Here is a 25,202-nt window from a genome sequence, read left to right on the forward strand (position 1 = left end):
TGTTTTTATTATCTTTTAGTAATGTTCTTACTGAAAATTCTTCCATCCGTTAAGGTAAAACGTAGTACATACACTCCCCAATCATAGCCGGTCATGTTGATTTTTAGCTGTTTATTCAGACTAGGTATGTTTTGTTGTTGGAACTTCCAGTTGACAGTACTGTGCTGGTAAAGAGATACAGACTCAATTAAGCCGTCTACTTTATCTGTCCAATCAATCGTTAATACATCATTAACCGGAATGGGATATAAACGGATCTGCTTCCAGAATTCTTTTTCATCTATAGCTAGGGATTGGGATGAAGAAGTTGTTTGAGATTCTGTTTTTGATATAGTATCAGTTGTCTGTTTAGAACTAACTTCAGGCCCACGATATCGCTGATTACCGGCCTCATCGTATTTAAAATAGACCTCTGTTTGCTGAGCTGAAACTCCCAAAGTAGTACATAGAAACAATGCACTTAGATATTTTTTTTTCATGATTCATTTATATTTTTCGTGAATATAAAAATTATTTATAATTCTCAATACAGGGAAAACCCGGTTTTAGTATGTTTTTTTTACGGTAGATGGTTCTAATCTGATCAATAGGGCATTTCATGAAATATTGTTTTAAATAAGTATCACTATCTTTTCAGAATTAAAGTAAAATTATAGCATTTGATAATAGAATCAACTATTTTTAAATCTCTTATATAAATCAATACAAACAACATTTTATTTTCGAGATTCTTTATTTTATCGTATTTTGCCTTCCCTCATAAAAGACTAAAAAACCAACACGATGAAATTTAATTTTAAAAAAAAATCTGTTATACTCTGGAGCATTGCTGCCATTGCCATTATTATTTTGCCTGATTCGGAAATGTATTATCAACGGTATAAGCTCAGATCTGAAAAACTTCCGAAACAATATAAATCATATCCCACACTAGACAGCCTGAAAGATAATGACTATGAAATCATTAAACTGTCCCGTGGGATCCACGAACCTGTCATTCAGGAAAACGACAGCACTATTGTCATCATTACCAAAAGAGATCATAATTCTGAAAAAGAAGGCGAGGATAATACCTATACATGGTATAAAATAAACCTGAAAGGTCAGATAACAGATAGCCTTCAATACAAGTACAATACTGAAAATGGTATCCATAATTATCAAACCTTCAATGATTATATTGTAGATGTAGATCAGAACACCTACAGCAACTGGATGAAAGATGGTGACACTACACATTATCATTATAAAAATTTAGATGATGCTAAAATATTTTCCGTGGCAGAAACGGAAGATATCATTGCCAACAGAGACTATATGTATGATGACATTATTCATTCCGAATCACCCGGAAATGAGTATAAATATAAACTGACTGTATTTAAAGATAATGTCTGGAATTATTTTTACGCTGAAAAAGACTGGCACGGCTATCCGAAGAACACTCCTAATAAAAAATCAATTAACTACGGAAATTCCGGCTATGAGGTAGATAAACCTTCAGGACTTATTAAAAGAGAACATGTTCAAAAAGAAAAATGGAATGCCCATACTTTCTGGAGCTTAAAAAACCTAAGCTGGGGAACCGGAAATAGTTCCGGCCGTCAGGGATGGACAGGGACGTCTTACTTTTCCATCAAGATGCCCAAAAAAGTACTGCATTACAAACAGAATGTTATCATAGAACATCCTGATAATGCTGTAAAAGATCCTTTTTCTTATTTTGTATACCAGCCTAAAAACGGAGACTATATGCTGTTAATTGATGAAGAAAACCAGCTCTACTATCTCATAAGACCTAAAAGACATTAATGGGACGAATTAAAGTTAAAATCCAGATCCATTTACTCTTATTAACATCTTCAAACTATTCTAAAAATAGGTGCAATATAATCCGAAAACAAAATAAAAGCTATTCCCCTGCTTTCACGGTATCATAATTATTAAATCCTTTATAGATTCTGGTTTCTTTAAGCTCTCCTTTTTTATAGATCTCCACTTTTTCTATATCTGAAGATTTCTTATTGAAATATTTTATTTCCGTCAACTGTCCATCATTATTGAAAAACTCGGTTTTAAAATTTCTTCCGTCTTCCTGATAGTGCTTCGTTCGCAGCTTCCCGTTCTTTTTATAAGAATAGCTCTTGAGATTATAAAAATTACCATCGTTGTAAGTGATTCCTTCATACATGTACTGAGCCGTATATTTTCCTTCTTCTATCAGTTGCTGTTTGTCATTATAAATGAAATAATACGCATTATTTTTAGGATTTATCAAATTATAGCGTACTGTTAATTTGGGATAACTGTCAGGATGCTTTATCATAACCTCTTCCTGTCTGAAAACAGTAGAGTCATTCTGTGAAACCCATAGAGTATCTGTATCATTAGAGCCACTTTTGTGATATATTTTTGAAATGATACCATCGTCTTTTTTGGAAGCATCATTTTTTCCTTTGGCACAATTGCAGGCGGTCATGATATAGACAGCTATCCATAAAAATGATAATATTTTCAACATTTGAATCTGTTAAGGTATGGTTTCTACTCCAGAAAGCTTAAAGTTTCCTTTTTCCTCTTTTAGCCAGAAGACAAACTGAGCCCCTTCATGGCCGTCACCAAATTCATTTGGGCGATAAGTGGTGTATAATACTATATAATCTCTGTCTTTAAATCCGGGATCAGCTCCATCATAGGAAAACTCTGTTTCATTACGATTCAGTCTTTCCAATAATTCTTTGTTGAAAATAGTACTGACATGTTTATTGTAAAAAAGATCTTTTCCCATAAAATAACTTTTTTCCGGTGCTTCATCAAAGCATAGAGAACAATACACCTTTTTAGTTGTTAATTGGTTCAAGGCGGTATAATTCTTCTCAGTAATCAGATGGATTATTTTTTGAGTAAACACTTCAGCCTTTATCTGCAACGGTTGATTTACCTGTTTTTTTTGTCCATAGTACGCCAGATGTAATCCGATCAGAAAGAATAAGGATAAGTATTTTGTCAACTTCATTGTTACTATTTTTAGTGGTTTTATTTTTATTACTTTTTGATGTTCAACGGTGTCTTATAGCTGGTAATATCAAAACAATAGATATCATTGTTCGGTTGTAGAAAAAACATTGGACTTCAATTCTTTTTTCTCATGGCAGCATAGTTTTATCATTACTAAAGTACAAAAAACGGTTTATTAGGCCACTATTACATTTGATATTTGTTCCTTTAATAATTTGAAATGATGGTAGAAATAGTTTTCGTTTTTATGGTTTATTTTTATTTTGTATTTTTAGTATTAAATTAAAAACCAAACCATTATAACTCATCATTGAATATGTCGAACATTTATCATTCTTTACTGATTGGTGCATCAAGAGAAAAAGTTTATCATGCCATCACCAGTCAATCCGGGTTGTCTGCGTGGTGGACACCCCATACCAAAACCAGTACTGAAGTGGGTAGCATTGCCCGGTTCTCTTTTGGTCCGGATTATTTTAAAGAAATGAAAATTGTAAAGCTTGTTCCTTTTGAAGAAATTCAGTGGCATTGTATTACAGGCGCTCATGAGTGGATAGGAACTGATATTTCATTTCATCTTTTATCAGGAGATAAAGAAACATTACGCAAAATGCATCCGGAAATGGCAGGCCAAATTGATCAGTTAGTATATGACAGCGGTACTTTATTAATTTTCTATCACAAAGGATGGGATATGTACTCGCCTATGTTCGCTGAATGTAATTACACCTGGGGACAGTTTTTGAGAAGCTTAAAATTACTTTGCGAAACAGGGAAAGGAAAGCCATGGCCCCATCAGCATCGTTTATGATTTGTTTTAATGCGGGAAGCTAGAAGTTACTTTGAGTTTTAATAACCCACCAAAACCATCTTAAACTTAGCTATCATTCCTTCTATGATTTTTCTTCTAACAATTCTTTTTTAGGTTTAGATTAAATTATGGAATAATGTCAATTCCGGTTATTTTAAATTTTCCCGCTTTTTTCACCAGGGTAATCATTCCCTGAGTACCCTCTCTAGTTTTTGAAGGCGGAACCAGCGTATATAAAAAAGAAATTCCGTGTATATTCACTTCTTTATTAAAATAAGGATGAAAAAACTGTACATTAAATTTCCGATGTTTTTTAACTTCAGCTTTTAGCTCTTTTTCAAAAAAGACTTTATAATGTTTTTTATGATATAATTCCTTGGTTACTTTCACTGTGACAGGGTTACTGTTTTTATATTCTGTATAATTAAGACAAGGTCTGCAATAGAAAGGAAATTCACAGAGTGTTTTTATTTTTTCCTTATCATTTCTGGTCACAGCATCTGTAAAATCTCTCCAGAATTTTTGTAAAAGAATCTTATCCTGGGCAGAAATTTCATCATCAGACCTATTTTTATGCCCGTAGATGGAGACCGAAAACAGAAGACCAAGTAGTACAATCAGAATGCTTTTCATGGGAGATTATATATTATATTAAAATTTTATATTTGGTAATGAACAGACAAGATACAAAATTTAGATTTTTAGCCTTAAAAATTTAATTCCGGCTTCTGAAATGCAGTTTGAAAACTGAAAGCATATTCCGAAGGACCATTCTTCTGGAGATATTCTAATCTTTCCAACGCTTCTTCTATACTTGGATATTGATGATCTTTAATCCACCACAGTACATAATACGCTTTCCCATATTTTTGAAACCATTCTTTTCTTCTTCGTAAAAAATCCACATGAAAAGTCTTATAAGTAAAGTATTCTAATGATTCTTTATCTTTCCATACAGAGAGATTGATGATCACCTGCTCATCATTAAACGGATTAAAACCTGTGGCATTATTATCTTCATCCTTTAATCTCCATACAAAACCATTGCTCTCTTCCGCCAGTTGATTCACTGAATCAAAATGCTCTACAAATTCTTTCATTACCGGGTCTTCAATATTCATCCCAATCATTCTGGCCACGTTAATCTGTGCTAATTGATACATTTTATTATTTCCTGTTTTATGTCTATTATTGTGTAAAAATAGATTCCTCAGCCTTAGAATAAAATAACTATCAATTTAGATACTATAAAAAAGATGGAAAAAGAATGTGAGACTTCCTATATCAATGTTGACCAAAAATCTTATCCCTGTGCGGTAAGCTTTGTCATGGACCTTATTGGCGGAAGATGGAAAGGGGTAATTCTTTGTCACTTAAAAAACGGAGACAAGCGGTTTGGGGAACTCAAAAAAGACCTTTCCTTTATCACTGAAACAACGCTAAGTCTTCAGTTGAGGCAGTTGGAAAGAGATGGGTTGATTACCAGAACTGTTTTCGGAATAAAACCTCCTGTAAAAACAGTGTATAGCTTATCAGAGCTGGGCACTTCATTCATTCCATTGTTGGATAATATCAATGAATGGGGTAAAAATATTTTGGAAAATAGAAAAACCTCTTAAAAACTCGAATATCTCAGATTTTTAAGAGGTTAGCTTCATTTAATATACTTTACTTCCTTTGATGGTTAGGGCATGTTTAGTCCTTATTGAAGGACAGCATCTTCCATCTTCTTCGGTATATTCCAGTTTTTCTACAATAATTTTTCCATTTTTAATGGTATCAAAGGCAAACAGGTAATCCGGTTCATATCCGGCTATCACTTTAACGGAATGTCCATCATTTTTGTATAAGGATAATCCCTGTCCTATCAGTGCATTTCCGCCTTCAGGGGCAATATTCCAGTAAATAGCTACATCTTCTATCCCATCACCGGTAAAATCTCCAACATGAGGATCCTGCAGGTCAATGACTCCATCATCATAAGTTTTAAGAATCTTAGGTAAATAAGCTTCAAATTGTTTTACAGCCAACTTTACAGCTTCTTCTTTGGAAATCCTGTCTTTCGATTCTTTTGGATTTGATTCTTGTTCTTTGGATAAAGACTTCTCTTCTTTTGATTCATCTTTTTGCTGCCCTGTATGCTCAGATTGGTTACAACTTGCCAACACTGCCAGCAGCCCTATGATACAGATGATCTTCTTCATATATTTTGTATTTCCGATGATAAAATTGAAACGATAAAGATACAGCAATATAATAGAATCCATAGGGAACATTATTTTACCCTAAAAATTTTTAAAACCCCTTCATTAATTTCTAAAATATAATTTTGTTGATTATTTAGAGAATCTTTTACTGTAATTTCAGAGGTACTATTTTTCGTTTTAGTTGAATAATTGGTTTTTAATACAATTTTTTCTTCAGTATTCCCTTTTGCAGCACCAAAATTTACCGGAAAATGATCTTTCCAGACAATGTCACCTTTTATATTTTTAACAGAAATAACTCTTCCACTTTTCCCTCTGTTTCCGATGATCAATTTACCACTATTACTTTGAGTTTCCTGCTGGGTATCATAAAAGGTATTTCCCAGATCGAAATAGGGAACATTTACTTCATATACATTGTTAAAATTATATCTTACTCCGTTATTGAACAGATCCTGAGCATGGACTCCCTTATGTTTTTCCATATTATTTTGTGGAAATAAATTTTCCAGTTTCATACGGGATATGGTATAAACCTGAGCAGTATCAACCTGACGATCATAATCCATTTTCACTCCCCAAAAATCATTGCTAAAACCATCCATCAGCTTTATTTTTTTTACTTCTACATCATCTCCTTTGATTTTTTCTATCTTTAAACCTAAGACATTGTTATCAGGAGCATAATCCATAGCCTGAACTACATAAAGTTGATTGGTGTTAATATTATTTCTGCTGTGAGCATACCATTGTTCATCATATCCTTCTTCTTTTTCTGAAAGCTGAGTATATTTATAGTCGCTTATTTTTTCTTTAATAAAATAATGATAAGTGAGAACCGGAACAGCAAAAGCCAGAATCCACAAAAACTGTTTTGGATGTACTCCTTCTTTTTTTTCTGTGATAACAGAGGTTTCAGAAAATGAATCATGCCATCCCTTTTTGCTAAAAAAAGAGAGAGAATCAAAAGGGATACTTCTATAAAGGCTTCTTTTAAAAATAGTCTTAAATCCAGGTTGATTATTATTTTGATCTACCACTCTTGATTCTGTTAAGAATTTCGCTGGCGTTGATCCAAAATAAAATTCAAAAACGGGATAAAAAACCAGCCTGATCAAAACAATGATGACTGCCAAACCCCAATAATTATTAAAGTAGCTTTGGAAAATGTCATTGTTCTTTAAAGTGAAGGAAAATCCCAAAACAAAATTTGTAAACACAGCTATCATTACCAAGCTGTCAATCAGCAAATGGAACCCTCTTTGCCATTGAGCAGTATATTTCGGGGCTTCAGCAGAAGTTGTTCTTTCTTTTTCATTTTCCTGTTTGATCTTTCTAAGAACCATGAAGCTCACAATACTATAACCTATCTGAATCAGAAGTTGTATTATTGAAGCTATAGCTGTAGATTGGCCTTCCAAAGAAATTTCTGACGGAGGGTTAAAAGAAAAATATAAACTATTAAAAATTCCGAAAAGCACTAACATGATATTGTTTATCAGTACCACAGAAAAAACAAACCCAAGCAATCTTTTTTCTTTTCCTTTGGTTTTCAGGTAAAAAATAATCCCAAGAAAGAGAATAAAATAAATAATGGTTTCCCACAGATTAAAAGGAGTTTCTAAAGGCGCTTTAAACAGGTATAAAGGCTTCAACAGATAAAAATATGAGATCCAGCCGTTTATTGTTTCACCTTTATAAAAATTATAAAAAATAATACTGGTAAGTATTCCTAATAAAAGGGTCAGTAAAGAAGAATAAGTAATGAGTTTCCCTTTAGTATAATTCATGATATGCAAAATAGTTTTCGCAAATAAACAATAAAAAAAGAAATTATATTACTCTCATTCTTCAAATCTACATACTCCTTATGAAAAAACCGTCAATTCTAAAGACTCAAAAAGTACAACAGAAGGATAAAAACAGGAATAAAGCTCACGGCTCCCCCAATTAAAAAGATATTTCTATAATAAGATTTACTTTTAGGCAATGTTTTCGGAATCATTATATAGGTAATGAGTGCAGTAATACCACCTCCTATGATATAGCTCAATACTCCAAATAAGGCAGCCCCCATTACGATATCTGAAGTTTGTATAAATACCTGTAAGAAGTTCATTTTTTATTACAATATACAGTAAAAATTAAGAATAGCAAAGGATAAAAATAGCCAATGAAATAGAAAATCAGACTCCGAATTGTCTCAAATGATGATCCATGTGCTTGTATGCTGCTATGCCCCATTCGTGGGTTGAAATATTTCCAAAAGCAGGGTGAGAAAGGGTTAAAGAGCGAGTATTGCCAGGGAATTTATTAATTAAATTAACAAACTCATTTCTATACTTTTCAAAATCAAACTCATTTGTTTTGCCTTTGGCATTATGTTCCGGTTCACCTTGGATATTCTTTTTAAAATCGGGAGCGATATAAAGAGCGAGAATTCTCAACAGGTACTGTTTTATTTGAGTCTTTTTATTACCTCTGCTTTCTTCCAAGATTTGCCGGTTGCAGGAATTGCAATGATGAAGCATTTCACTGGCTGTCATGGTTCCCCATTGAGGTTGGTGAATTGCTGATAAATTCTTAACTCTTGCAATAATAAGATCAGCAGCTTCCTTTTTTAAAAGATTTTTTTTCATGGTAATGATTTTATAATTTTAATATCAGGTTTAAAATTATAGATAATTCTTTACTTCAAATATTGCTCTATAGACTTTTCAAGAATATCTTTAGCATTTATGGTCAGATTTTGATAACTATAGAAACCATAAACAGAATCAAAACTCAATTCTGAAAGACGTTTTTTTATCCTTACTATTTCAGATCTCTCTAAAGGAATTCTATTAGGATAACTGTACATTATAGCAAAAAATTTCATACTCGGTGAAAGATACATGGTGTCTCCACAAAGCATCACTCCATTCTTCGGATCATTATTCAGCATCAATACACTACTTCCATTGAAATGACCACCAATATTTTCAATTGTTATATCATCCCATAATCTAAATGATCTACCAGACCAAAGATGGATATATTCTCCATTTTCAACAATATATTCTTTATCAAATTCATTAAGATAAACAGGACAGCTAAATTGCTGCGCCCAATCATTCATGTTACTGTAGTAATGAGGATGAGAGATAGCGATGGCATTTATTCCTCCTTTTTCATTGATAAAATTGATTACATGTTGGTCTAATAAAGGAATACAATCCCAAAGAATATTACCATTTTCTGAAAGAACCAGAAAAGCTCTTTGTCCTATGGCAAATCTTGGGGTAACTGTAATCTCATAAAGATCTTCTCTGATTTTCAGAATGTTGGTTTTATACGTTTCTGATAATTTTTCATGCGTTGTCCAGAACTGTCCTTCCATAGGTACATATTGCCTTTCCTCTGAACATATTGTACACAACGTCAAATGATAACCTTCCGGAAACTGAGTCCCACAAGCCGTACATATTTTTTTCATTTTATTCTTTTTATAATAATAAGGTTCTTGTTAATTCATGAAGTCTTACTAATCATTAAATACGTAAGCATTATGATAGTTCAGACTTCCATGAATTTCATATTTCAAAATTATAAAGAAGATCATCCCGATGAAATGGACAAAACATCAAAAGAAATGGATTTTCGGGAAGCTAAGAGTTTAGCTTTCTGAATGCCGTAGGACTCATCTGAGTATTTACAATAAAAAACCTGGTAAAATATGAAGAATCATCAAAACCTAATTGAAAAGCAATTTCTTTGACAGAAAAATCAGTATAAGTCAACATCCTTTTAGCTTCCAATAAAAGTCTGTCTTTGATTAATTGATGAGCTGTTTTATGGCTATTCTTTTTACACAATTCATTTAAGGTTCTGGTTGAAAACTTAAGCTTCTCACTATAAAAAGTGAGGGTATGCTGATGCTTGAAATATTTTTCTACCAATTCCTGAAATTCCTGATACCGGATAGAAGCTGGGTTATAAAGGTTATCAATCGGGAAACTTTCTTTTTTGATTTGGTATATCTTTAACAATAGAGACTTTAAGAGACTTAAAACTAATGTTGTCATCGGAATTTGCCTTTCATTGATTTCAGCAAAAATAATTTCAAAAAGATATTTGATTTTTTTTGCTTCAGATATAGATAAATTAAGAACCGGAAGAACATCAATATCATTAAAAACGGCAAATTTTAATAAGAATTTTGAAGCAGGCTCATCATTGGTAAAAAAATGCTCATTGAATTTGATAACTCCACCAGAAGATAATATATCCTTTTGAATTTTATGAGCATTCCTTGGGTGTAATAAGAAAATACACGGACCAGAATAATGGTAATCAACAAAATCAATTGTATGTATTCCACTTCCTTTTTCTACCCAGATAATTTCGTAATAAGTATGTTGATGTATAGTAAGTCTATTCGTATTTTTAAGATTTACATCCTGGTAATAGTTAATATAAAAGTTTTCCAATGTGCTGTTAGGAAAACTATCGTGTTCAGAATAAATATGAATGTGATTCTTTTTCAAAAACTATTGTCTGGAAGGTTACTTATTAGATACTATTCACATCAGCAAATCTATGTAAATTTTTATAACTTAAAACTTTAGCCTTACAATTATATTTTTTTCTTTTGATAAACTTTTTTTGAAAAAACAAACCCGACGGTAAACTTCCTTTACCGTCGGGTTATTTTATAATTAAATAGTAGCTTCTGATATCTTTATTTTGAAATACTATTTAAAAGTTTTGAATTGGTTGACTTATTGATGAATATCAAATAGTCAAAAGAATTAGCAACATTTGTTTTTTTGAATTCATTTTTATCTGTCCCTGATCCCGTTTTACGAAATAGAATATCTTTCAATACCCAATGGCCAAGTTTGTTGTCATCCTTTCTGATTGCTTTTAAATCCAAAATAAAAATTGGAATATCGAGTGAATTAAGCTTATATTCTAATGTTCCCGGCCTTGCTCTTTCTGAGTTATAAGTACCTAGTTTACCATCAATACTTGCAGAATAAGTACCTTCATAAAAGGCAAATCCAAAATTTACAAAATCTTTACTAAACATTTCATTTATCCAATACCCCATTCTATCTGATTTTAACTTGGCAATATGATAATTATGAGCCGAGACAATTACTTTAGAATTCTGATAGTTTTCTTTCATCCATTGAACATTCTCCGCCATAAATTGGTCCCTCTTAATAAAACTGAGTCCGATATATTGTCTGATAATATCTGCATTTTGCAGGAAACGCGATTTCTCTTCTGGATTTTTTATTGAGATAGATTTTTGTTTTATTAAAAACAGATACTCAGATATAGTGTTTTGACCTTTTTTAGAATAAGTTCTAAAGCCTCTATTGTTTTCTTTTAAAGCAGTTTCAAGTTCATTAATCTCTTGTTCGGGCCAGTGATTTTCCTGATATATTTTTCTTATCTGATCTATCGCTCCTTTTGCATACTGCATATCAAAACCATCAAAAAATACTTTTGAATCATGATTTTCATTATATTTTTTTAACCATTCAACAAAATTTAAAGTTTCTTCGGTTTGCCACAGCCAAAAATACATCCCTTTTAGAATATCTTTTGGATTCCCTTTTCCTTCCTGAATATATTGATTCATTAAAAAGCTTTCAGGCATATTGGCTTCGAGCGAAAAGACATTGAAATTTTTATGAGCTATCAAATATTTGCTTATCCTATATTTCATTTGATACACTTGACTCGAACCGTGAGTAGATTCTCCTAATCCTACTATTGTAGAATTTCCAATTAATTTGTTTAAGATCAGCAAATCATTATTGTCGCTTTCTTCCGGATTAAAAGTCTTTATTGGATATATAAACTTTGAAATATATTCTTTCTCTTCAGAGTTTAAATCATTTTTTGATTGTGCCCTGATCGCTATAAAAAATATAATCAAAATAAAAGATAATTTCAATTTCATTTGCAACTATAATTAATATGATTTATTGTTTGGAGTACAAATGTATATAACTTTTTGACGATATCAATTTGTATATGTTCTTAAGTTTACCATTATGCTGATACAAATAATTAATCAAAAACACAAAAAAATAAAATCAGCAAATACCACAAAACAAAACCGTCTTAGATAGTTATCTAAGACGGTTTCTCTATGTTTTATTAACTGTTATTAATCAGTAATTATTTCACTTCTTCGAAGTCTGCATCCTGTACATCTTCACCTCCAGCGTTGTTTCCACCAGGGTTTTGAGCACCTGCATCAGCACCTGGCTGTTGACCAGCTGCATATAATTCTTCAGAAGCTGCCATCCATGCTGCATCTAATGCTTCAGTTTTAGCTTTTACATCATCAGAATTTTTAGCTTCGAAAGCCGTTTTTAATTCTCCGTGAGCTGCTTCAATTGCTGCTTTTTTATCAGCAGAAAGTTTTTCACCGAATTCTTTCAATTGCTTTTCAGTTTGGAAGATCAATCCATCAGCTTTGTTGAAGATTTCAACTTCTTCTTTTCTCTTAGCATCTGCTGCAGAGTTTTCCTGAGCTTCTTTCTTCATTCTTTCGATTTCTTCGTCAGAAAGACCTGAAGAAGCCTGAATTTTAATAGACTGCTCTTTACCAGTTCCTTTATCTTTAGCAGATACACTTAGGATACCATTCGCATCAATATCGAAAGTTACTTCAATTTGAGGAACTCCTCTTGGTGATGGTGGAATATCTGTAAGGTCGAATCTACCGATTTCTTTGTTATCGTTGAACATAGATCTTTCTCCTTGTCCTACTCTGATGCTTACTGCTGGCTGGTTATCAGAAGCTGTAGAGAATACTTCAGATTTTTTAGTTGGGATGGTAGTGTTCGCTTCAATTAATTTAGTGAATACAGAACCCATCGTTTCAATACCTAAAGAAAGTGGAGTAACGTCAAGAAGTAATACGTCTTTTACATCTCCTGTTAATACACCTCCCTGGATCGCTGCACCAATTGCTACAACCTCATCTGGGTTTACTCCTTTAGATGGTTTTTTACCGAAGAATTTTTCTACTTCTTCCTGGATAATTGGGATTCTTGTAGAACCTCCTACCAAGATTACCTCATCGATATCAGAAGTTGATAAACCTGCATCTTTTAATGCTTTAGCAACCGGCTCCATAGATCTTCTTACAAGGTCAGCAGATAATTGCTCGAATTTAGCTTTAGTTAAAGTCTTCACTAAGTGTTTAGGACCTGTAGCTGTAGCGGTGATATAAGGTAAGTTGATTTCAGTCTGTGCAGAAGAAGATAATTCGATTTTTGCTTTTTCAGCTGCTTCTTTTAATCTTTGAAGAGCAATAGCATCTGATTTCAAATCTACCCCTTCTTCAGCTTTGAACTCGTCAGCCATCCAGTTGATGATCACGTCATCGAAGTCATCACCTCCCAGGTGAGTATCACCGTTTGTAGCCAATACTTCAAATACACCATCTCCTAAATCAAGGATAGAGATATCGAAAGTACCTCCTCCAAGGTCATATACTGCTATTTTCTGATCTTTATGGCTTTTATCAAGACCGTAAGCTAATGCTGCCGCTGTAGGTTCGTTGATAATTCTTTCTACTTTAAGACCTGCAATTTCACCAGCTTCTTTAGTCGCTTGTCTTTGTGCATCGTTGAAGTATGCAGGAACAGTAATTACCGCTCTTGTTACTTCCTGACCAAGGTAATCTTCAGCTGTTTTCTTCATTTTCTGAAGTGTCATTGCAGAAATTTCCTGTGGTGTATATTCTCTGTCGTCGATTTTTACTTTTACGGTATCGTTTGGTCCAGCAACAACCTTATAAGGTACTCTTGAGATTTCGGCAGCATCTTCTTTGAAGTGTGTACCAATAAATCTTTTGATAGAGTAAACGGTCTTTGTTGGATTCGTTACAGCCTGTCTTTTTGCAGGATCACCCACTTTTCTTTCTCCATCTTCTGTAAATGCTACAATAGAAGGAGTCGTTCTTTTACCTTCTGCGTTAGGAATAACAACAGGGTCTTTACCCTCCATTACAGCAACACAAGAGTTGGTTGTTCCTAAGTCAATTCCAATTATTTTACTCATAATATTTTATTTTTTTCTAATTTTTATATTTAATTTACACTCACTATTTCACAACATTTGTACCATATCCCTTTTTGTGACAAAATGACACAATCAAGACAGAAACCCTGAAATAATCAAGGTTTCATTTTATTTAATGTGGAAATTTTTTCTCTTATGTTCCGAAAAAGGGTTAAAAAAGGGAGTGTTCTGACAGATGCTTTAAAAAGAAAAACTGATAGAAAGACTTACCTATAGCTTTCCTTATAATCGCCCGACCACTGGTAAATACGAATACTGTCTGTTTCTAAAGGTTTACCATTGAGTAAAATTTCAATAGAACTATTGTCTGCTGCAATTTTTACCTGCATATCAATTTTGTTGCCCGCCTGTTTAAATGCTTCGTTAGTCTTTTCCCAGTTGAAAAAAGCGCGAGCATTCAGCTGTTCCGGTTTTTCTTTTCCCGTTTCCCAGAAGAAGACCACTTCCTGTGGAATTGCTCTTTCTTTGTAAGGCATATCTAAAACCCATGGTCTCAATGCTCCTTCTTTTTCACCATTATAAGTATAATTGAGTACTTCAAACAATCTGAATTTAGGATTTGTAGAAGTTACCACCGGACGCCAATGATAACGCTGTCTGTAATCGTCCCATTCTTTGGGACTGGTATCAGGAATAAATAATTCATTCTTGGCTTCTTCGTAACGTTCCGGACTTATACGGTACATTGCCATGTATTTTTCTTTTGCTTTGGCAATTTCTACAGGATCTGTAACAGGCTGTGCCTGGTAACGCCCCAGTTCAATACGGGTATTTCCAAAATTAAGCCATACAACGACCATCCCTTTAGGAGCAAAACCAAAAACCAATGTAGAAAAGCTATCATAAGCCTTTCCTCCTCCAGATTCAAAGCCTCTCCCTAATCTTTTATATTCCTGAGTTTCTCCTTTCTGATTCTCTACTCTGGAATAGGCTCGTTCCATATAATCTTTTATAACATCCATCGGAAAGCCTACATCCAAATGATAATAGAGATTTTCATATCTGGAATAGTAAGTAATATCTGCTCCAATAGGAGTTCTATATTGTTCTGTCCAAGTTGAGCCTGAATCACCCCATCTTCCCGATGAGCTCCCATAAGGCAAGCCTGCACGATTTCCTTCCAATGTTTTTATTTTATCAAATACAGGGGTGATTTCATATTTATTATCAGGCTGCGATATTTCCACATGGAAAGCCATTTTTTTATCATCCATCTTCTGACATTGTATTAAATGAATACAGAGTATGAAGTTCAAAACACTCAGCAAAACATATCCTATATTCACTCTCATACAACTATCAATATTGGATTATTTATAACTTTCCTTATAATCCCCTGACCATTGGTAAATACGAATACTGTCTGTTTCTAAAGGTTTACCATTGAGTAAAATTTCAATAGAACTATTGTCTGCTGCAATTTTTACCTGCATATCAATTTTGTTGCCTGCCTGTTTAAACGCTTCGTTAGTCTGTTCCCAATTGAAAAAAGCTCGTGCGTTTCGCTGTTCCTGCTTTTCTTTTCCGGTCTCCCATGTAAATACCATTTCCTGAGGAATCGCTCTTTCTTTGTATGGCATGTTTAAAACCCATGGTCTTAATGCCCCTTCTTTCTCCCCATTATAAGTATAATTGAGTACTTCAAACAATCTGAATTTAGGATTTGTAGAAGTTACCACCGGTCGCCAATGGTAACGTTGTCTGTAATCATCCCATTCTTTGGGACTGGCATCAGGAATAAATAATTCATTCTTGGCTTCTTCGTAACGTTCCGGACTTATGCGGTACATTGCCATGTATTTTTCTTTTGCTTTGGCAATTTCTGTTGGATCTGTAACAGGCTGTGCCTGGTAACGCCCCAGTTCAATACGGGTATTTCCAAAATTAAGCCATACAACGACCATCCCTTTAGGAGCAAAACCGAAAACCAATGTAGAAAAACTGTCGTAAGAGTTAATTCCATTAGAAGCACGATATCCTCTTCCTAACCTTTTATATTCCTGAGTTTCACCTTTCAAGTCGTCCCAAATGGAATAGGCTCGTTCCATATAATCCTTTATAGTATCCATCGGAAAGTCTACATCCAAATGATAATAGAGATTTTCGTATCTGGAATAATAGGTAATATCTGCTCCAATAGGCGTTCCGTATTGTTCTGTCCATGATTTTCCTGAATCGCCCCAGTTTCCCGATGAGCTCCCATAAGGCAAGCCTGCATGATTTCCTTCCAAGGTTTTTATTTTATCGAATACGGGAGTAACTTCGTATTTATTATCAGGCTGCGATATTTCCACATGGAAAGCCATTTTTTTATCATTCATCTTTTGACAGTGTGTTAAATTGAAGCATAATACAGTATATAATATGCTTTGTATGAGGGATTGTATTTTACGATTTATCTTATCCATCTTGTATATTTCTTGTACGCTCTTTAGCATTAGTTATTTTTCCTACTCTTGGCCCATATCCCATTTTAGTAGCACTGGCAGACCAGTGAAGGTATTTATTTCTCAATATTTTAAGCTGATCTAAATCTACAAAATCTTCATAATGTATAGCTTTTAATTTCTCAAGATAATCTCCTGATGAGTGACTTTTATTGAATTCTTCTACATAAGTATTTCGTAATGTACTACAAGCATTCATATAATTTCTTAACTGATTATGTATTTCAATTAGGAAAGGATCTGCTATTTGATTATCATTTATTCCATTTGTCTTATACTTCACCCCAAATTGCTCTTGTCTTGAGTAAAAAAACATTGTATTAAGAGAGACTTTATCATAGGTATTAAAAGGTCTTCTCGTTCCTACCAATATATATTTGGTATTAACTCCATATTTATAAGCCGAGATAATTTTTTTCACTACAATTTCTTCCGGAGTATACCAGCCTTCTTCTATCAGTATTTTTCTAAATTGTTCACATCTTCTGCCTTCATTTTCTCTTTCTTCATACAATTCTACTTTCTCTTCAGCCTGATTCACATAGCATCCTCCGATATCAGAATGTACACCGGGGAGTGTAAATTGTAATCCCGCGGCTTCTGCACTGTCAATGTTCGTTAAATCAAAATTATCACGGTATTCGTTATCAGCAGCAATCTGCAGAGTGAAATAGGATTTTTTCACAGCCTTCAGCCCAAGTTGTTCAGTATCCCCAGGAATTATAGTAATATCTCCTATGTTCTTTGGACGGTGATCCAGCCCGTAGGACGCTACCGTATCATATAGCCCGGCAAAGTTGAATGTTATTTTTTTAGGAATTACCTTATTGACAATCAGACAGGCTCCAAAATACCCATGATTAAGGATAAGCTGATCATCCTGACTGACTTCTATTAACCCTCCTTCAGCCGGGTGTGGGGGAACAGCCATTCCTTTATTCCTTGATCCTTTTAGAACGGTAGCCGGATTAGTTGCAATGTGCAGAAAATGCCTTGCTGCGGTCGCCCCACGGCTAAAGCCAAACACGTTTACTTTCAGATGAATGTCTTTCTGGGTATATTTTGCCAGTTTCTTTCCTGCTTCTACACATCCTTTGGTTACTTTTGCCTTTACCCCACGTCCGTTAGTACCAAATAAAATTCCTCTATTTGGAACGTTCCCCCATAAATGCATTTCACTTTCCCCATCTTTGGTTCCAATTCCTTCTATATATATTCCATATTGATGTTCAGCGTTGGGATCTATAGCATCAAACCCCTTGGCTACATTAGAATAATCATTGGTATAGCTGTCATCATCGTGATTAGATTTCTCATAATCTTTTCCAAGATCGGTATTGGTCTTGTTGTTTTGCGTCCCATCAAAAAAAAGATTGAGTCTTACCTCCAATAAGTTAACGGGCTTATCATTAGGATGTACCGTTTTGGCTTTATTATAGCTAACTCCGGATTCTTTCCCGGATTGTTCCAGAGAGTTTTCGCTATTGTGGGTGATATTTTCCTTAGAAAATAGCAGATAATCTCCTTTTACCTGAGTTTTTATCTTCCCTTCTACTATATATTCTATACTCATGCCCGTGGTATTAAAAATTTTTCTTTACTAAAACCTTCCATTTTCTACCTTATTTTTGTTCACTGAAAGAAGAATTGATTAGTGATTTTTAGATTTTTCATTACTGTTGTTGTTGATTTCCTTTTCAGCATGATGCTCTATTTTGTTTCCACTGCTTACTTCCATCCCTTTTAAGGAAATGGTTTTATGTCCTTTTTCACCATAGGTTTCCATATCTCCTTTTACGTAATGCGTAAGTTTTCCAATGACATTGGTGACAAAATCTTTTCCTACCGTAAGCATATTCATCATTCCTACACTGGAAGATTTATTAATTCCTATAGATTCATTTGAGCTCATTTGAACTGTAGTATTCATATTCTGTCCAACATTCATTGATAAGTTTCCACCTGCATTGAAGGTAATATCATTAGGTGCTGTAATAATAATATTTCCCTGTCCGTCCATCAGGTAGTTATTTCCGCTAGGATCTATAATATTCACGCTCTTTTCATCATCATTCATCAGAATTTTTATTCCGGATTTGGTCTGTATGGATCTCATGTGATTATTAGCACCGCCTCCAAGACCTGTTCCGCCATGAAACATTCCTCCCATCACAAAAGGTCTGTCAGGATGTCCATGTTGGAAGTTAACCATTACCTGATCTCCTACTTCAGGGATCGCTACATATCCTCGATTTTGTGTAATCTGGTCTGTTCCTCCTGCATCAGGGCTCATCATCCTGATAAAATCAGTGGTTTCATTAAGCTGCCAGTCAAATCTTACGCTGATTCTCCCTTGTCCTGAAGGATCAGTATTGGAAACTACTGTTGCAATCTGTGGCTCTGGTCTTGGAATATAAAATTCCGGTTTTGGCATATAGCCTGTTCCTTCAGATATAGCTTCGAAGCTTCCGGTATAATATCCTCGGGCATTTACCTCATGAACCGTTTCGGTAATCATAAGGGTCGTAAGGTGGTTCGTTTTGTTGGAGTCCTGCTCTCGTATTTTTATATCTGCCACACATCCCGGATGAAGGAAAGGAATGGAAGTTGAGCCTGAAACATTCATGACCTCTACGGCTTTACTTCCAGAAGCACTTTTTTGGGAATATTCTACATCAAGATGCGTAACGGCCCTTATGGGAGCTACTCTTAAAGAAGGAGTCTTATAAATTCTTTTATTATTTTTATAAGCTGTCTGGGCTAAATCTCCCAAATGTTTTACAGATATTTCTCCTGAAGTCAGCTTTTCATTTTCACTACTGTTATAACCATAAAATTGTGGTTTGATAGGAACTGCCCTGAGTTCTATCCTTACATCATTCACATTGCTACCTTCAATTAACTGGATGTGTTGATTACCGGATTTTGGAAGCTTTCCAAAATGCAGAACATACCCATCATAAAAGAACTGTTCTCCATACGCTTCAGCCATTCTTGCCAGATAATTATAGTGTGTTTCATCATACTGACTGCTATAAAGAATCTGAGAGGTATCATTGGTATCAATATTAAAATCAAAATCAGAGCTGTCAAGTCCCTGTTTAAGGATTTCATTAGCAATAATTCCCATATTTACGGGTTGGTTTCCGCCAAAGCTTTGGGTATGGGAAGCTCCATCCAGCAAAATCGTTGGGCTTTGCCCTTTAAGGACAATATCTCCAAGACTGGTCTTTTCCCGGCTGAACCCAACCCGAGTAATTACTCCTACAAATGACATGTTGGGTGTATCTTCTACATCTTTGTAAGAGAAAGTAGCGGTTAATCTTTTCCCCAATAGCTTATGGGCATCTTCCAGCTTTTGAGTCTGTTTGTTTTCCAGACTGTCATGGGCAAGAATAATTTCAAATTCATGATGCCTTACGGCACTTTGTATTAGTTTGAAGTGTTTGAAATGCGTGACAGGTTTGCCATTCGCATGAACTTCAAGTTTTACCACTCGATTAATTCCTGCTATCTGATTTTCCGAAATAGCTTTAGCATTGCTCTCGTGGGTAAAGGCTCTTTTTCTTAATTTTGAATACTCCTCATTCGAGGGAACTTCATTGGTGTTGTTTTTCATTTGTGTGTTTTTTAAATAGTGAACCAATCTCCCAAAAGGAAACTTTTATTCTTAATATTCGTTAAATATTTGATGGTCAATTGTTCTTCTCAAAGAATTAGGGACGATCTCATGTAGATGAGATTAGGGAGTATATCATTTGTGTTGTTTTTAGTGTTTATATTCAAATATAATAAAATCCACAAATAAATCACACATCATAGAAAACATATAGACAAATAATACTATTCAGTAAATAATATCATTAAGATACGATCATAAAAAGTTGACAGTGCCTCTCTATTTTTCATCTATTAAAATTAATCAAAGTTTAACCTAAGAAATAGAGCCAGAAACTGGACGAATTATTACTTTTGATAAAATATACACTTTTAGAATGTCATTACACTTTAATCCACGAGATATTACATGGTTAGCCTTTAATGAAAGGGTTTTACAGGAAGCCATGGATGAAAAAGTTCCTTTACATTTAAGAATACGTTTTCTTGGAATCTTCTCTAACAATCTGGATGAGTTCTTCCGGGTACGTGTTGCCGGATTAAAGCGTGCCATGGACTTTAAGGAAAAGGTAATTGCCGAGTCCTTTTATCAGCCTCCCTCTAAAATTCTTCAGCGAATCAATGAAATTGTGATGAAGCAACAGCTGAATTTCGATAAAACCTGGAAAACTATCCAGACTGAAATGGCAGATCATAAAGTCTTTATCAAAAATTCTAAAAACCTGACAGCATTGCAAAAAGATTTTGTCAGAAACTACTTTGACGAAGTGGTGGAATCTAATGTAATCCCTATTCTTCTTCATGAAAATACCCCAATGCCTTACCTCAGAGATAAAAGTCTCTATCTTGGAGTGGCCATGAGGAAAAAAGACTGGCAATATTCCAGCAACTACGCCATTATTGAAATTCCTTCCCGATTTGTAGGAAGATTTGTATTGCTTCCAACTGAAAATCCTGAAGAAAAAAATGTAATGCTTCTTGAAGATGTAATTACCTTCAACTTGCCTCACATTTTCTCTTATTTCGGATATGATGAATTTGCCGCTAATGCTTTTAAAGTAACCAAAGATGCTGAACTGGATCTGGATAATGACATCCGTACCAACTTCGCAGAAAAAATAGAAAAGGGGCTTAAAAACCGAAGAAAAGGAAAACCTACCCGTTTTGTTTTTGATAAAGATATGGATAAGGCACTGCTGGAACTCTTGATCAGAAAACTAAACCTGACCAAGAAAGACAGCATTATTCCCGGAGGAAAAATCCATAATTTCAAACACTTTATGGACTTCCCTGATGTTTTTGAAACCTATACAAGACCTGTTGAAAGAACTTCTTTCACTCATCAGGCCTTTGAACATGGCGAAAGAGTAACAGACGTCATCATGAAGGAAGATGTACTGCTTACTTTCCCCTATCATAAATACAATCCGGTGATTGATCTTCTGCGTGAAGCAGCCATGGATCCGGATGTAAAATCCATACAAATCACGGCGTACAGACTGGCCAGTAATTCAAAAATAAGCAATGCATTAATCTATGCAGCCAGAAATGGTAAAGAAGTAACAGTAATGCTTGAGCTGCAGGCAAGATTTGATGAAGAATCTAATCTGGAGTGGAAAGAGATGCTGGAGCCGGAAGGAATTACCGTTCTGATAGGGCTTCCAAACAAAAAGGTTCATGCGAAACTTTGTGTTATAAAAAAGAGAGCCCACAACAAAACCATCCAATATGGATTTGTAAGTACCGGAAATTTCAACGAGAAGACAGCAAGAATCTATGGAGACCATTTGCTTCTGACTTCTGATCGTGGGATAATGGCAGACATCAACAAAGTATTCAATGTACTGAAAAAACCAAAAGATGACTATCTTCCGATTTTGAAAACCTGTAAAAATTTATTGGTTTGCCCCCAATTTATGCGTGAAAAGATTGTTCACCATATTGATAGGGAAATTGAAGAAGCTAAAGCAGGAAGAAAAGCTGAAATCATCGTTAAGGCCAATTCTTTAAGTGACCGATTATTAATTGAAAAATTATATGACGCAGCCACAGTAGGTGTAACCATAAGACTCATTGTAAGAGGAATTTATTGTGCTGTAAATCAAAGGGAATTTAAAGAAAAAATTAAGGCTATCAGTATTGTAGACGAGTATTTGGAACATGCCAGAGTAATGTACTTCTACAATAAAGGAGCTGAAGATATGTATATTTCTTCTGCCGACTGGATGACCAGAAACCTTGATTACAGAATTGAAGCAGCTGCCAAAATAACCGATAAGAACCTTAAAAAAGAATTAAAAGACATTCTTGACATTCAGCTTAGAGATAATGTAAAAGCAAGGATTTTAGATAAAAAGCTGAGCAATGAATACATAAGGAATGATAAAAAGGAATGCAGATCACAAATAGAAACTTATAACTATCTAAAGGCTAAAACCAATAAAAAATGACACATTTTTAAATGATAAAACTTCTTTTTTTTCTGATTCCTGTTGTATTTGTCAGTGCTCAACAAAAGGCAATTTCTCATTTTTCTATCGAGGACTATAAGTAATGAAGAATAAGCAACCCAGGTTGTACATTTGTAAATAAAGAGGGAAAATCTCCTTATGATTACGGAGAAGAACCGTACAGCAGCAGCATTTTCAGAAAGAAAAATTATTTTTATATTATGATCAGTACCAGAAATAATACTACTGATTTCTATTTTTTTGATAATTTTGAGAAATTTTTAGGTAAAGACTTACCTTTATATAAGCAATCTATAAAAGACTATTAAAAAAATGAAGATAGCAGCGATAGACATAGGGAGTAATGCAGCCCGCCTTCTCATCAATGAAGTAAAGATAAATAATAAAAAGCCGGAATTCATTAAACTCAACCTTCTTAGAATCCCTCTGAGATTGGGTATGGACGTATTTACCATAGGAAAAATAGGTCCCGAAAGAGAAAAAATGGTTGTTGATTCTATGAAGATTTTCAGCGACCTGATGAAGATCTACAAAGTAGACCATTACAGAGCCTGTGCCACCAGTGCCATGCGTGATGCTGCCAATGGTGATGAAATTATCAGGCAAGTGCAGGAAGCTTCCGGTATCAATATTGAAATTATTTCCGGAGATGAAGAAGCTACCTTGATTTATGAAAACCATGTAGCAGAAGGTCTTGACAAAGAGTTTGCTTATTTATATATTGACGTAGGAGGAGGTTCCACAGAGCTTACCTTCTATGAAAACGGTAAAATGGTCTATGAAAGATCTTTCAATATCGGAACAATCCGTCTTCTTAACAATCTTGTTACCATAGAAAACTGGAAGGAAATGAGGGAAGAAATTAAAAAGAATATTGTCAGCAAAAAACCAATTGTGGCCATCGGATCAGGAGGTAATATCAATAAGGTATTCTCCATGAGCAAAACTAAAGACGGCAAACCAATGTCTTTAGCCCATCTGAAAAAGGTTCACAAAGAATTTAATGAGCTTTCTGTAGAAGAAAGAATGACAAAACATAGCCTTAGGGAAGACAGAGCCGATGTATTGGTTCATGCTTTAAGTATTTTCAACAACGTAATGGCCTGGTCGGATATCAATAAAATTTTTGTTCCGAAAATTTCCGTTGCAGATGGATTAATCCAGAATATTTACAGCCAATTACAACATAAGAAATAGTTTTAAAACATACTTTCATCAAAACCGGACAATTGTTGTTCGGTTTTATTTTTTAGAAGCTATTCCTGCTTTCCACTATATCTTTTTCACCCTCATCTTCAAAAGCCATACAGAAAAAGGATGCCGTTTCAATCAGGGCTAAAATCTTATCGCTCATCACCTACTTTTGCCGTTCATTACTAATGTGACGAAGCCAATCTCAACATCATTACAAACAGAAAATTACACCCCAAATCATCACGTTATTTAGCTTTTGGCTAAAGCTCATCCTTATTGATATTGATGTCCGTATGGAGAATAGGTATTTAACGGCAATACTTTTTACTTTTTACTTTTTACTTTTTACTTTTTACTTTTTACTTTTTACTTTATCTAAAAAAAAATAAAGTAATTCTCTACCCTTATTCGTCATACAACTATCAATAGCAAAACAATGAACTCAATCAAAATAATTCTTACAGGAGCTACCGGAATGGTAGGCGAAGGTGTTTTAATGGAATGCCTTGAAAATCCCAATGTATCTGAGATCCTGAGTGTCAGTCGAAAACCATCAGGAAAAAAGCATCCTAAACTGAAAGAATATCTCGTTCCGGACTTTTTATCCATCGATATCCATGATGAAAATCTCAAAGGTTATGATGCCTGTTTCTTTTGTGCAGGAATAAGCAGCGTGGGGATGAATGAAGAAGATTACACCAAAATCACTTACGAAACCACGATACATTTTGCAGAAGCTGTTTTACATCAAAATCCCGAAATAGTATTCAATTACGTATCCGGAGCCAGTACCGACAGCACTGAAAGCGGAAAATTGATGTGGGCACGAGTGAAAGGCAGAACAGAAAACACCTTAAAAAGAATGAGTTTTAAAGGAGCTTATAATTTCAGACCTGGATTTATGAAACCTGTTGAGGGCCAAATTAATGTGAAATGGTTTTTCAAACCTTTTATTTGGTTTTTTCCTATTTTTTTACCATCAAAATCACTAACTTTACATGAAGTTGGAAAAGCAATGATCAATGCTGTCAAAAAAGGCTATCCTTCTTCAACTTTAGAAATTCGAGATATTAAAAATTTAGCGATATGAGAGACATGTTAAAAAGAATTGTTCTGGTTATTTTTGTACTCTTGGTTCTGACTGCAGTTTCAGGGTTTCTGTATATGCAAAAACATCCTCTGGAAGGAGCTAAATCAGGAACAATGTTAAACTTTTCAGGTAAAACTGCAAAATAACTGAATCTCAATACCGTAATTCTATTTATTATCAGAAAAAGACCTATTTTTTAAACATTTCTTAAAATTCTATTAAAATAGTTATCAAACATAAAGTTCATTTTTG

Annotated in this window: 24 protein-coding genes; 7 read left to right on the forward strand and 17 right to left on the reverse strand. The window is 34.3% G+C overall.

Annotated features, from left to right (window positions below; all coding sequences use genetic code 11):
- Positions 1-8: 8 nt before the first annotated feature.
- On the reverse strand, positions 9-479 hold the full coding sequence (locus tag EL260_RS20125) for a hypothetical protein (protein WP_123857301.1): 471 nt from the start codon (positions 477-479) through the stop codon (positions 9-11).
- 304 nt (positions 480-783) lie between these two features.
- Here EL260_RS20125 and EL260_RS20130 point away from each other — a divergent pair, with 304 nt between their 5' ends.
- Positions 784-1,812, forward strand: a complete 1,029-nt coding sequence (locus EL260_RS20130; protein ID WP_123857302.1) for a hypothetical protein — start codon at positions 784-786, stop codon at positions 1,810-1,812.
- Positions 1,813-1,912: 100 nt separating this feature from the next.
- Here EL260_RS20130 and EL260_RS20135 read toward each other — a convergent pair whose 3' ends face one another.
- Together EL260_RS20135 and EL260_RS20140 are read right to left on the reverse strand one after the other, a co-directional pair.
- Positions 1,913-2,521 carry a hypothetical protein gene (locus tag EL260_RS20135; protein WP_123857303.1) on the reverse strand — a complete coding sequence of 203 codons (609 nt, stop codon included), beginning with the start codon at positions 2,519-2,521 and terminating at the stop codon, positions 1,913-1,915.
- A 9-nt stretch (positions 2,522-2,530) separates the two neighbouring features.
- A complete protein-coding gene (locus EL260_RS20140) occupies positions 2,531-3,016 on the reverse strand; it encodes a hypothetical protein (RefSeq protein ID WP_123857304.1) in 486 nt (161 codons plus the stop codon).
- Between the two features lie 318 nt (positions 3,017-3,334).
- On the opposite strand from EL260_RS20140, the gene EL260_RS20145 reads away from it, so the two are divergent.
- Positions 3,335-3,829 (forward strand): SRPBCC family protein, encoded by a 495-nt coding sequence (locus EL260_RS20145; RefSeq protein WP_198418053.1) that lies wholly within the window; start codon positions 3,335-3,337, stop codon positions 3,827-3,829.
- A gap of 126 nt (positions 3,830-3,955) precedes the next feature.
- Here EL260_RS20145 and EL260_RS20150 read toward each other — a convergent pair whose 3' ends face one another.
- Complete coding sequence (locus tag EL260_RS20150; protein ID WP_123857306.1) at positions 3,956-4,462, reverse strand: hypothetical protein; 507 nt, start codon at positions 4,460-4,462, stop codon at positions 3,956-3,958.
- A 74-nt stretch (positions 4,463-4,536) separates the two neighbouring features.
- Positions 4,537-4,992: a DUF3291 domain-containing protein gene (locus EL260_RS20155; protein ID WP_123857307.1), complete on the reverse strand. Its 456-nt coding sequence runs from the start codon at positions 4,990-4,992 to the stop codon at positions 4,537-4,539.
- A gap of 93 nt (positions 4,993-5,085) precedes the next feature.
- On the opposite strand from EL260_RS20155, the gene EL260_RS20160 reads away from it, so the two are divergent.
- Positions 5,086-5,448, forward strand: a complete 363-nt coding sequence (locus EL260_RS20160; protein ID WP_123857308.1) for a winged helix-turn-helix transcriptional regulator — start codon at positions 5,086-5,088, stop codon at positions 5,446-5,448.
- Positions 5,449-5,487: 39 nt separating this feature from the next.
- On the opposite strand, the gene EL260_RS20165 is transcribed toward EL260_RS20160, so the two are convergent.
- From EL260_RS20165 to EL260_RS20220, 12 genes are all read right to left on the reverse strand, one after another.
- Positions 5,488-6,096, reverse strand: coding sequence for a membrane lipoprotein lipid attachment site-containing protein (locus EL260_RS20165; protein WP_198418054.1), 609 nt, complete (start codon positions 6,094-6,096; stop codon positions 5,488-5,490).
- Between the two features lie 8 nt (positions 6,097-6,104).
- On the reverse strand, positions 6,105-7,826 hold the full coding sequence (locus EL260_RS20170; protein ID WP_123857309.1) for an RDD family protein: 1,722 nt from the start codon (positions 7,824-7,826) through the stop codon (positions 6,105-6,107).
- Positions 7,827-7,924: 98 nt separating this feature from the next.
- Entirely contained in the window at positions 7,925-8,155 is a 231-nt protein-coding gene (locus EL260_RS20175; RefSeq protein ID WP_123857310.1) for a hypothetical protein, read from the reverse strand.
- Between the two features lie 67 nt (positions 8,156-8,222).
- Positions 8,223-8,675, reverse strand: a complete 453-nt coding sequence (locus EL260_RS20180; RefSeq protein WP_123857311.1) for a DUF1569 domain-containing protein — start codon at positions 8,673-8,675, stop codon at positions 8,223-8,225.
- Between the two features lie 50 nt (positions 8,676-8,725).
- Positions 8,726-9,511, reverse strand: a complete 786-nt coding sequence (locus EL260_RS20185) for an MBL fold metallo-hydrolase (protein WP_123857312.1) — start codon at positions 9,509-9,511, stop codon at positions 8,726-8,728.
- Between the two features lie 172 nt (positions 9,512-9,683).
- The gene (locus tag EL260_RS20190; protein WP_123857313.1) at positions 9,684-10,562 is read right to left on the reverse strand and encodes an AraC family transcriptional regulator; all 879 of its coding nucleotides are present in this window, start codon (positions 10,560-10,562) and stop codon (positions 9,684-9,686) included.
- Positions 10,563-10,756: 194 nt separating this feature from the next.
- Positions 10,757-11,992, reverse strand: a complete 1,236-nt coding sequence (locus tag EL260_RS20195; RefSeq protein ID WP_123857314.1) for an erythromycin esterase family protein — start codon at positions 11,990-11,992, stop codon at positions 10,757-10,759.
- A 221-nt stretch (positions 11,993-12,213) separates the two neighbouring features.
- Positions 12,214-14,109: a molecular chaperone DnaK gene (gene dnaK, locus EL260_RS20200; protein WP_123857315.1), complete on the reverse strand. Its 1,896-nt coding sequence runs from the start codon at positions 14,107-14,109 to the stop codon at positions 12,214-12,216.
- 227 nt (positions 14,110-14,336) lie between these two features.
- Positions 14,337-15,344 (reverse strand): DUF2931 family protein, encoded by a 1,008-nt coding sequence (locus EL260_RS20205; protein WP_228445553.1) that lies wholly within the window; start codon positions 15,342-15,344, stop codon positions 14,337-14,339.
- Between the two features lie 96 nt (positions 15,345-15,440).
- On the reverse strand, positions 15,441-16,451 hold the full coding sequence (locus tag EL260_RS20210) for a DUF2931 family protein (RefSeq protein WP_228445555.1): 1,011 nt from the start codon (positions 16,449-16,451) through the stop codon (positions 15,441-15,443).
- Positions 16,452-16,530: 79 nt separating this feature from the next.
- The gene (locus EL260_RS20215; protein ID WP_123857318.1) at positions 16,531-18,150 is read right to left on the reverse strand and encodes a phospholipase effector Tle1 domain-containing protein; all 1,620 of its coding nucleotides are present in this window, start codon (positions 18,148-18,150) and stop codon (positions 16,531-16,533) included.
- A gap of 78 nt (positions 18,151-18,228) precedes the next feature.
- Positions 18,229-20,196: a type VI secretion system Vgr family protein gene (locus EL260_RS20220; protein WP_123857319.1), complete on the reverse strand. Its 1,968-nt coding sequence runs from the start codon at positions 20,194-20,196 to the stop codon at positions 18,229-18,231.
- Between the two features lie 376 nt (positions 20,197-20,572).
- Between EL260_RS20220 and ppk1 the strand changes: the two genes are divergently transcribed.
- From ppk1 to EL260_RS25710, 4 genes are all read left to right on the forward strand, one after another.
- Positions 20,573-22,645 carry a polyphosphate kinase 1 gene (gene ppk1 / locus EL260_RS20225; protein WP_123857320.1) on the forward strand — a complete coding sequence of 691 codons (2,073 nt, stop codon included), beginning with the start codon at positions 20,573-20,575 and terminating at the stop codon, positions 22,643-22,645.
- A 333-nt stretch (positions 22,646-22,978) separates the two neighbouring features.
- On the forward strand, positions 22,979-23,863 hold the full coding sequence (locus EL260_RS20230) for a Ppx/GppA phosphatase family protein (RefSeq protein ID WP_123857321.1): 885 nt from the start codon (positions 22,979-22,981) through the stop codon (positions 23,861-23,863).
- A 433-nt stretch (positions 23,864-24,296) separates the two neighbouring features.
- On the forward strand, positions 24,297-24,950 hold the full coding sequence (locus tag EL260_RS20235; RefSeq protein WP_123857322.1) for an NAD-dependent epimerase/dehydratase family protein: 654 nt from the start codon (positions 24,297-24,299) through the stop codon (positions 24,948-24,950).
- The gene (locus tag EL260_RS25710) at positions 24,947-25,096 is read left to right on the forward strand and encodes a hypothetical protein (RefSeq protein WP_164466557.1); all 150 of its coding nucleotides are present in this window, start codon (positions 24,947-24,949) and stop codon (positions 25,094-25,096) included. Before EL260_RS20235 ends, EL260_RS25710 begins: the two co-directional genes overlap by 4 nt.
- Positions 25,097-25,202: the final 106 nt, after the last annotated feature.

It is taken from the genome of Chryseobacterium nakagawai (assembly GCF_900637665.1).
Classification (GTDB): Bacteria; Bacteroidota; Bacteroidia; order Flavobacteriales; family Weeksellaceae; genus Chryseobacterium; species Chryseobacterium nakagawai.

Bases quoted from the DNA above. Each gene is read 5' to 3' on its own strand.
- EL260_RS20125 (WP_123857301.1), bottom strand. From the start codon at position 479: ATGAAAAAAAAATATCTAAGTGCATTGTTTCTATGTACTACTTTGGGA.
- EL260_RS20130 (WP_123857302.1), top strand. From the start codon at position 784: ATGAAATTTAATTTTAAAAAAAAATCTGTTATACTCTGGAGCATTGCT.
- EL260_RS20135 (WP_123857303.1), bottom strand. From the start codon at position 2,521: ATGTTGAAAATATTATCATTTTTATGGATAGCTGTCTATATCATGACC.
- EL260_RS20140 (WP_123857304.1), bottom strand. From the start codon at position 3,016: ATGAAGTTGACAAAATACTTATCCTTATTCTTTCTGATCGGATTACAT.
- EL260_RS20145 (WP_198418053.1), top strand. From the start codon at position 3,335: ATGTCGAACATTTATCATTCTTTACTGATTGGTGCATCAAGAGAAAAA.
- EL260_RS20150 (WP_123857306.1), bottom strand. From the start codon at position 4,462: ATGAAAAGCATTCTGATTGTACTACTTGGTCTTCTGTTTTCGGTCTCC.
- EL260_RS20155 (WP_123857307.1), bottom strand. From the start codon at position 4,992: ATGTATCAATTAGCACAGATTAACGTGGCCAGAATGATTGGGATGAAT.
- EL260_RS20160 (WP_123857308.1), top strand. From the start codon at position 5,086: ATGGAAAAAGAATGTGAGACTTCCTATATCAATGTTGACCAAAAATCT.
- EL260_RS20165 (WP_198418054.1), bottom strand. From the start codon at position 6,096: ATGGATTCTATTATATTGCTGTATCTTTATCGTTTCAATTTTATCATC.
- EL260_RS20170 (WP_123857309.1), bottom strand. From the start codon at position 7,826: ATGAATTATACTAAAGGGAAACTCATTACTTATTCTTCTTTACTGACC.
- EL260_RS20175 (WP_123857310.1), bottom strand. From the start codon at position 8,155: ATGAACTTCTTACAGGTATTTATACAAACTTCAGATATCGTAATGGGG.
- EL260_RS20180 (WP_123857311.1), bottom strand. From the start codon at position 8,675: ATGAAAAAAAATCTTTTAAAAAAGGAAGCTGCTGATCTTATTATTGCA.
- EL260_RS20185 (WP_123857312.1), bottom strand. From the start codon at position 9,511: ATGAAAAAAATATGTACGGCTTGTGGGACTCAGTTTCCGGAAGGTTAT.
- EL260_RS20195 (WP_123857314.1), bottom strand. From the start codon at position 11,992: ATGAAATTGAAATTATCTTTTATTTTGATTATATTTTTTATAGCGATC.
- dnaK (WP_123857315.1), bottom strand. From the start codon at position 14,109: ATGAGTAAAATAATTGGAATTGACTTAGGAACAACCAACTCTTGTGTT.
- EL260_RS20205 (WP_228445553.1), bottom strand. From the start codon at position 15,344: ATGGATGATAAAAAAATGGCTTTCCATGTGGAAATATCGCAGCCTGAT.
- EL260_RS20210 (WP_228445555.1), bottom strand. From the start codon at position 16,451: ATGAATGATAAAAAAATGGCTTTCCATGTGGAAATATCGCAGCCTGAT.
- EL260_RS20215 (WP_123857318.1), bottom strand. From the start codon at position 18,150: ATGAGTATAGAATATATAGTAGAAGGGAAGATAAAAACTCAGGTAAAA.
- EL260_RS20220 (WP_123857319.1), bottom strand. From the start codon at position 20,196: ATGAAAAACAACACCAATGAAGTTCCCTCGAATGAGGAGTATTCAAAA.
- ppk1 (WP_123857320.1), top strand. From the start codon at position 20,573: ATGTCATTACACTTTAATCCACGAGATATTACATGGTTAGCCTTTAAT.
- EL260_RS20230 (WP_123857321.1), top strand. From the start codon at position 22,979: ATGAAGATAGCAGCGATAGACATAGGGAGTAATGCAGCCCGCCTTCTC.
- EL260_RS20235 (WP_123857322.1), top strand. From the start codon at position 24,297: ATGAACTCAATCAAAATAATTCTTACAGGAGCTACCGGAATGGTAGGC.
- EL260_RS25710 (WP_164466557.1), top strand. From the start codon at position 24,947: ATGAGAGACATGTTAAAAAGAATTGTTCTGGTTATTTTTGTACTCTTG.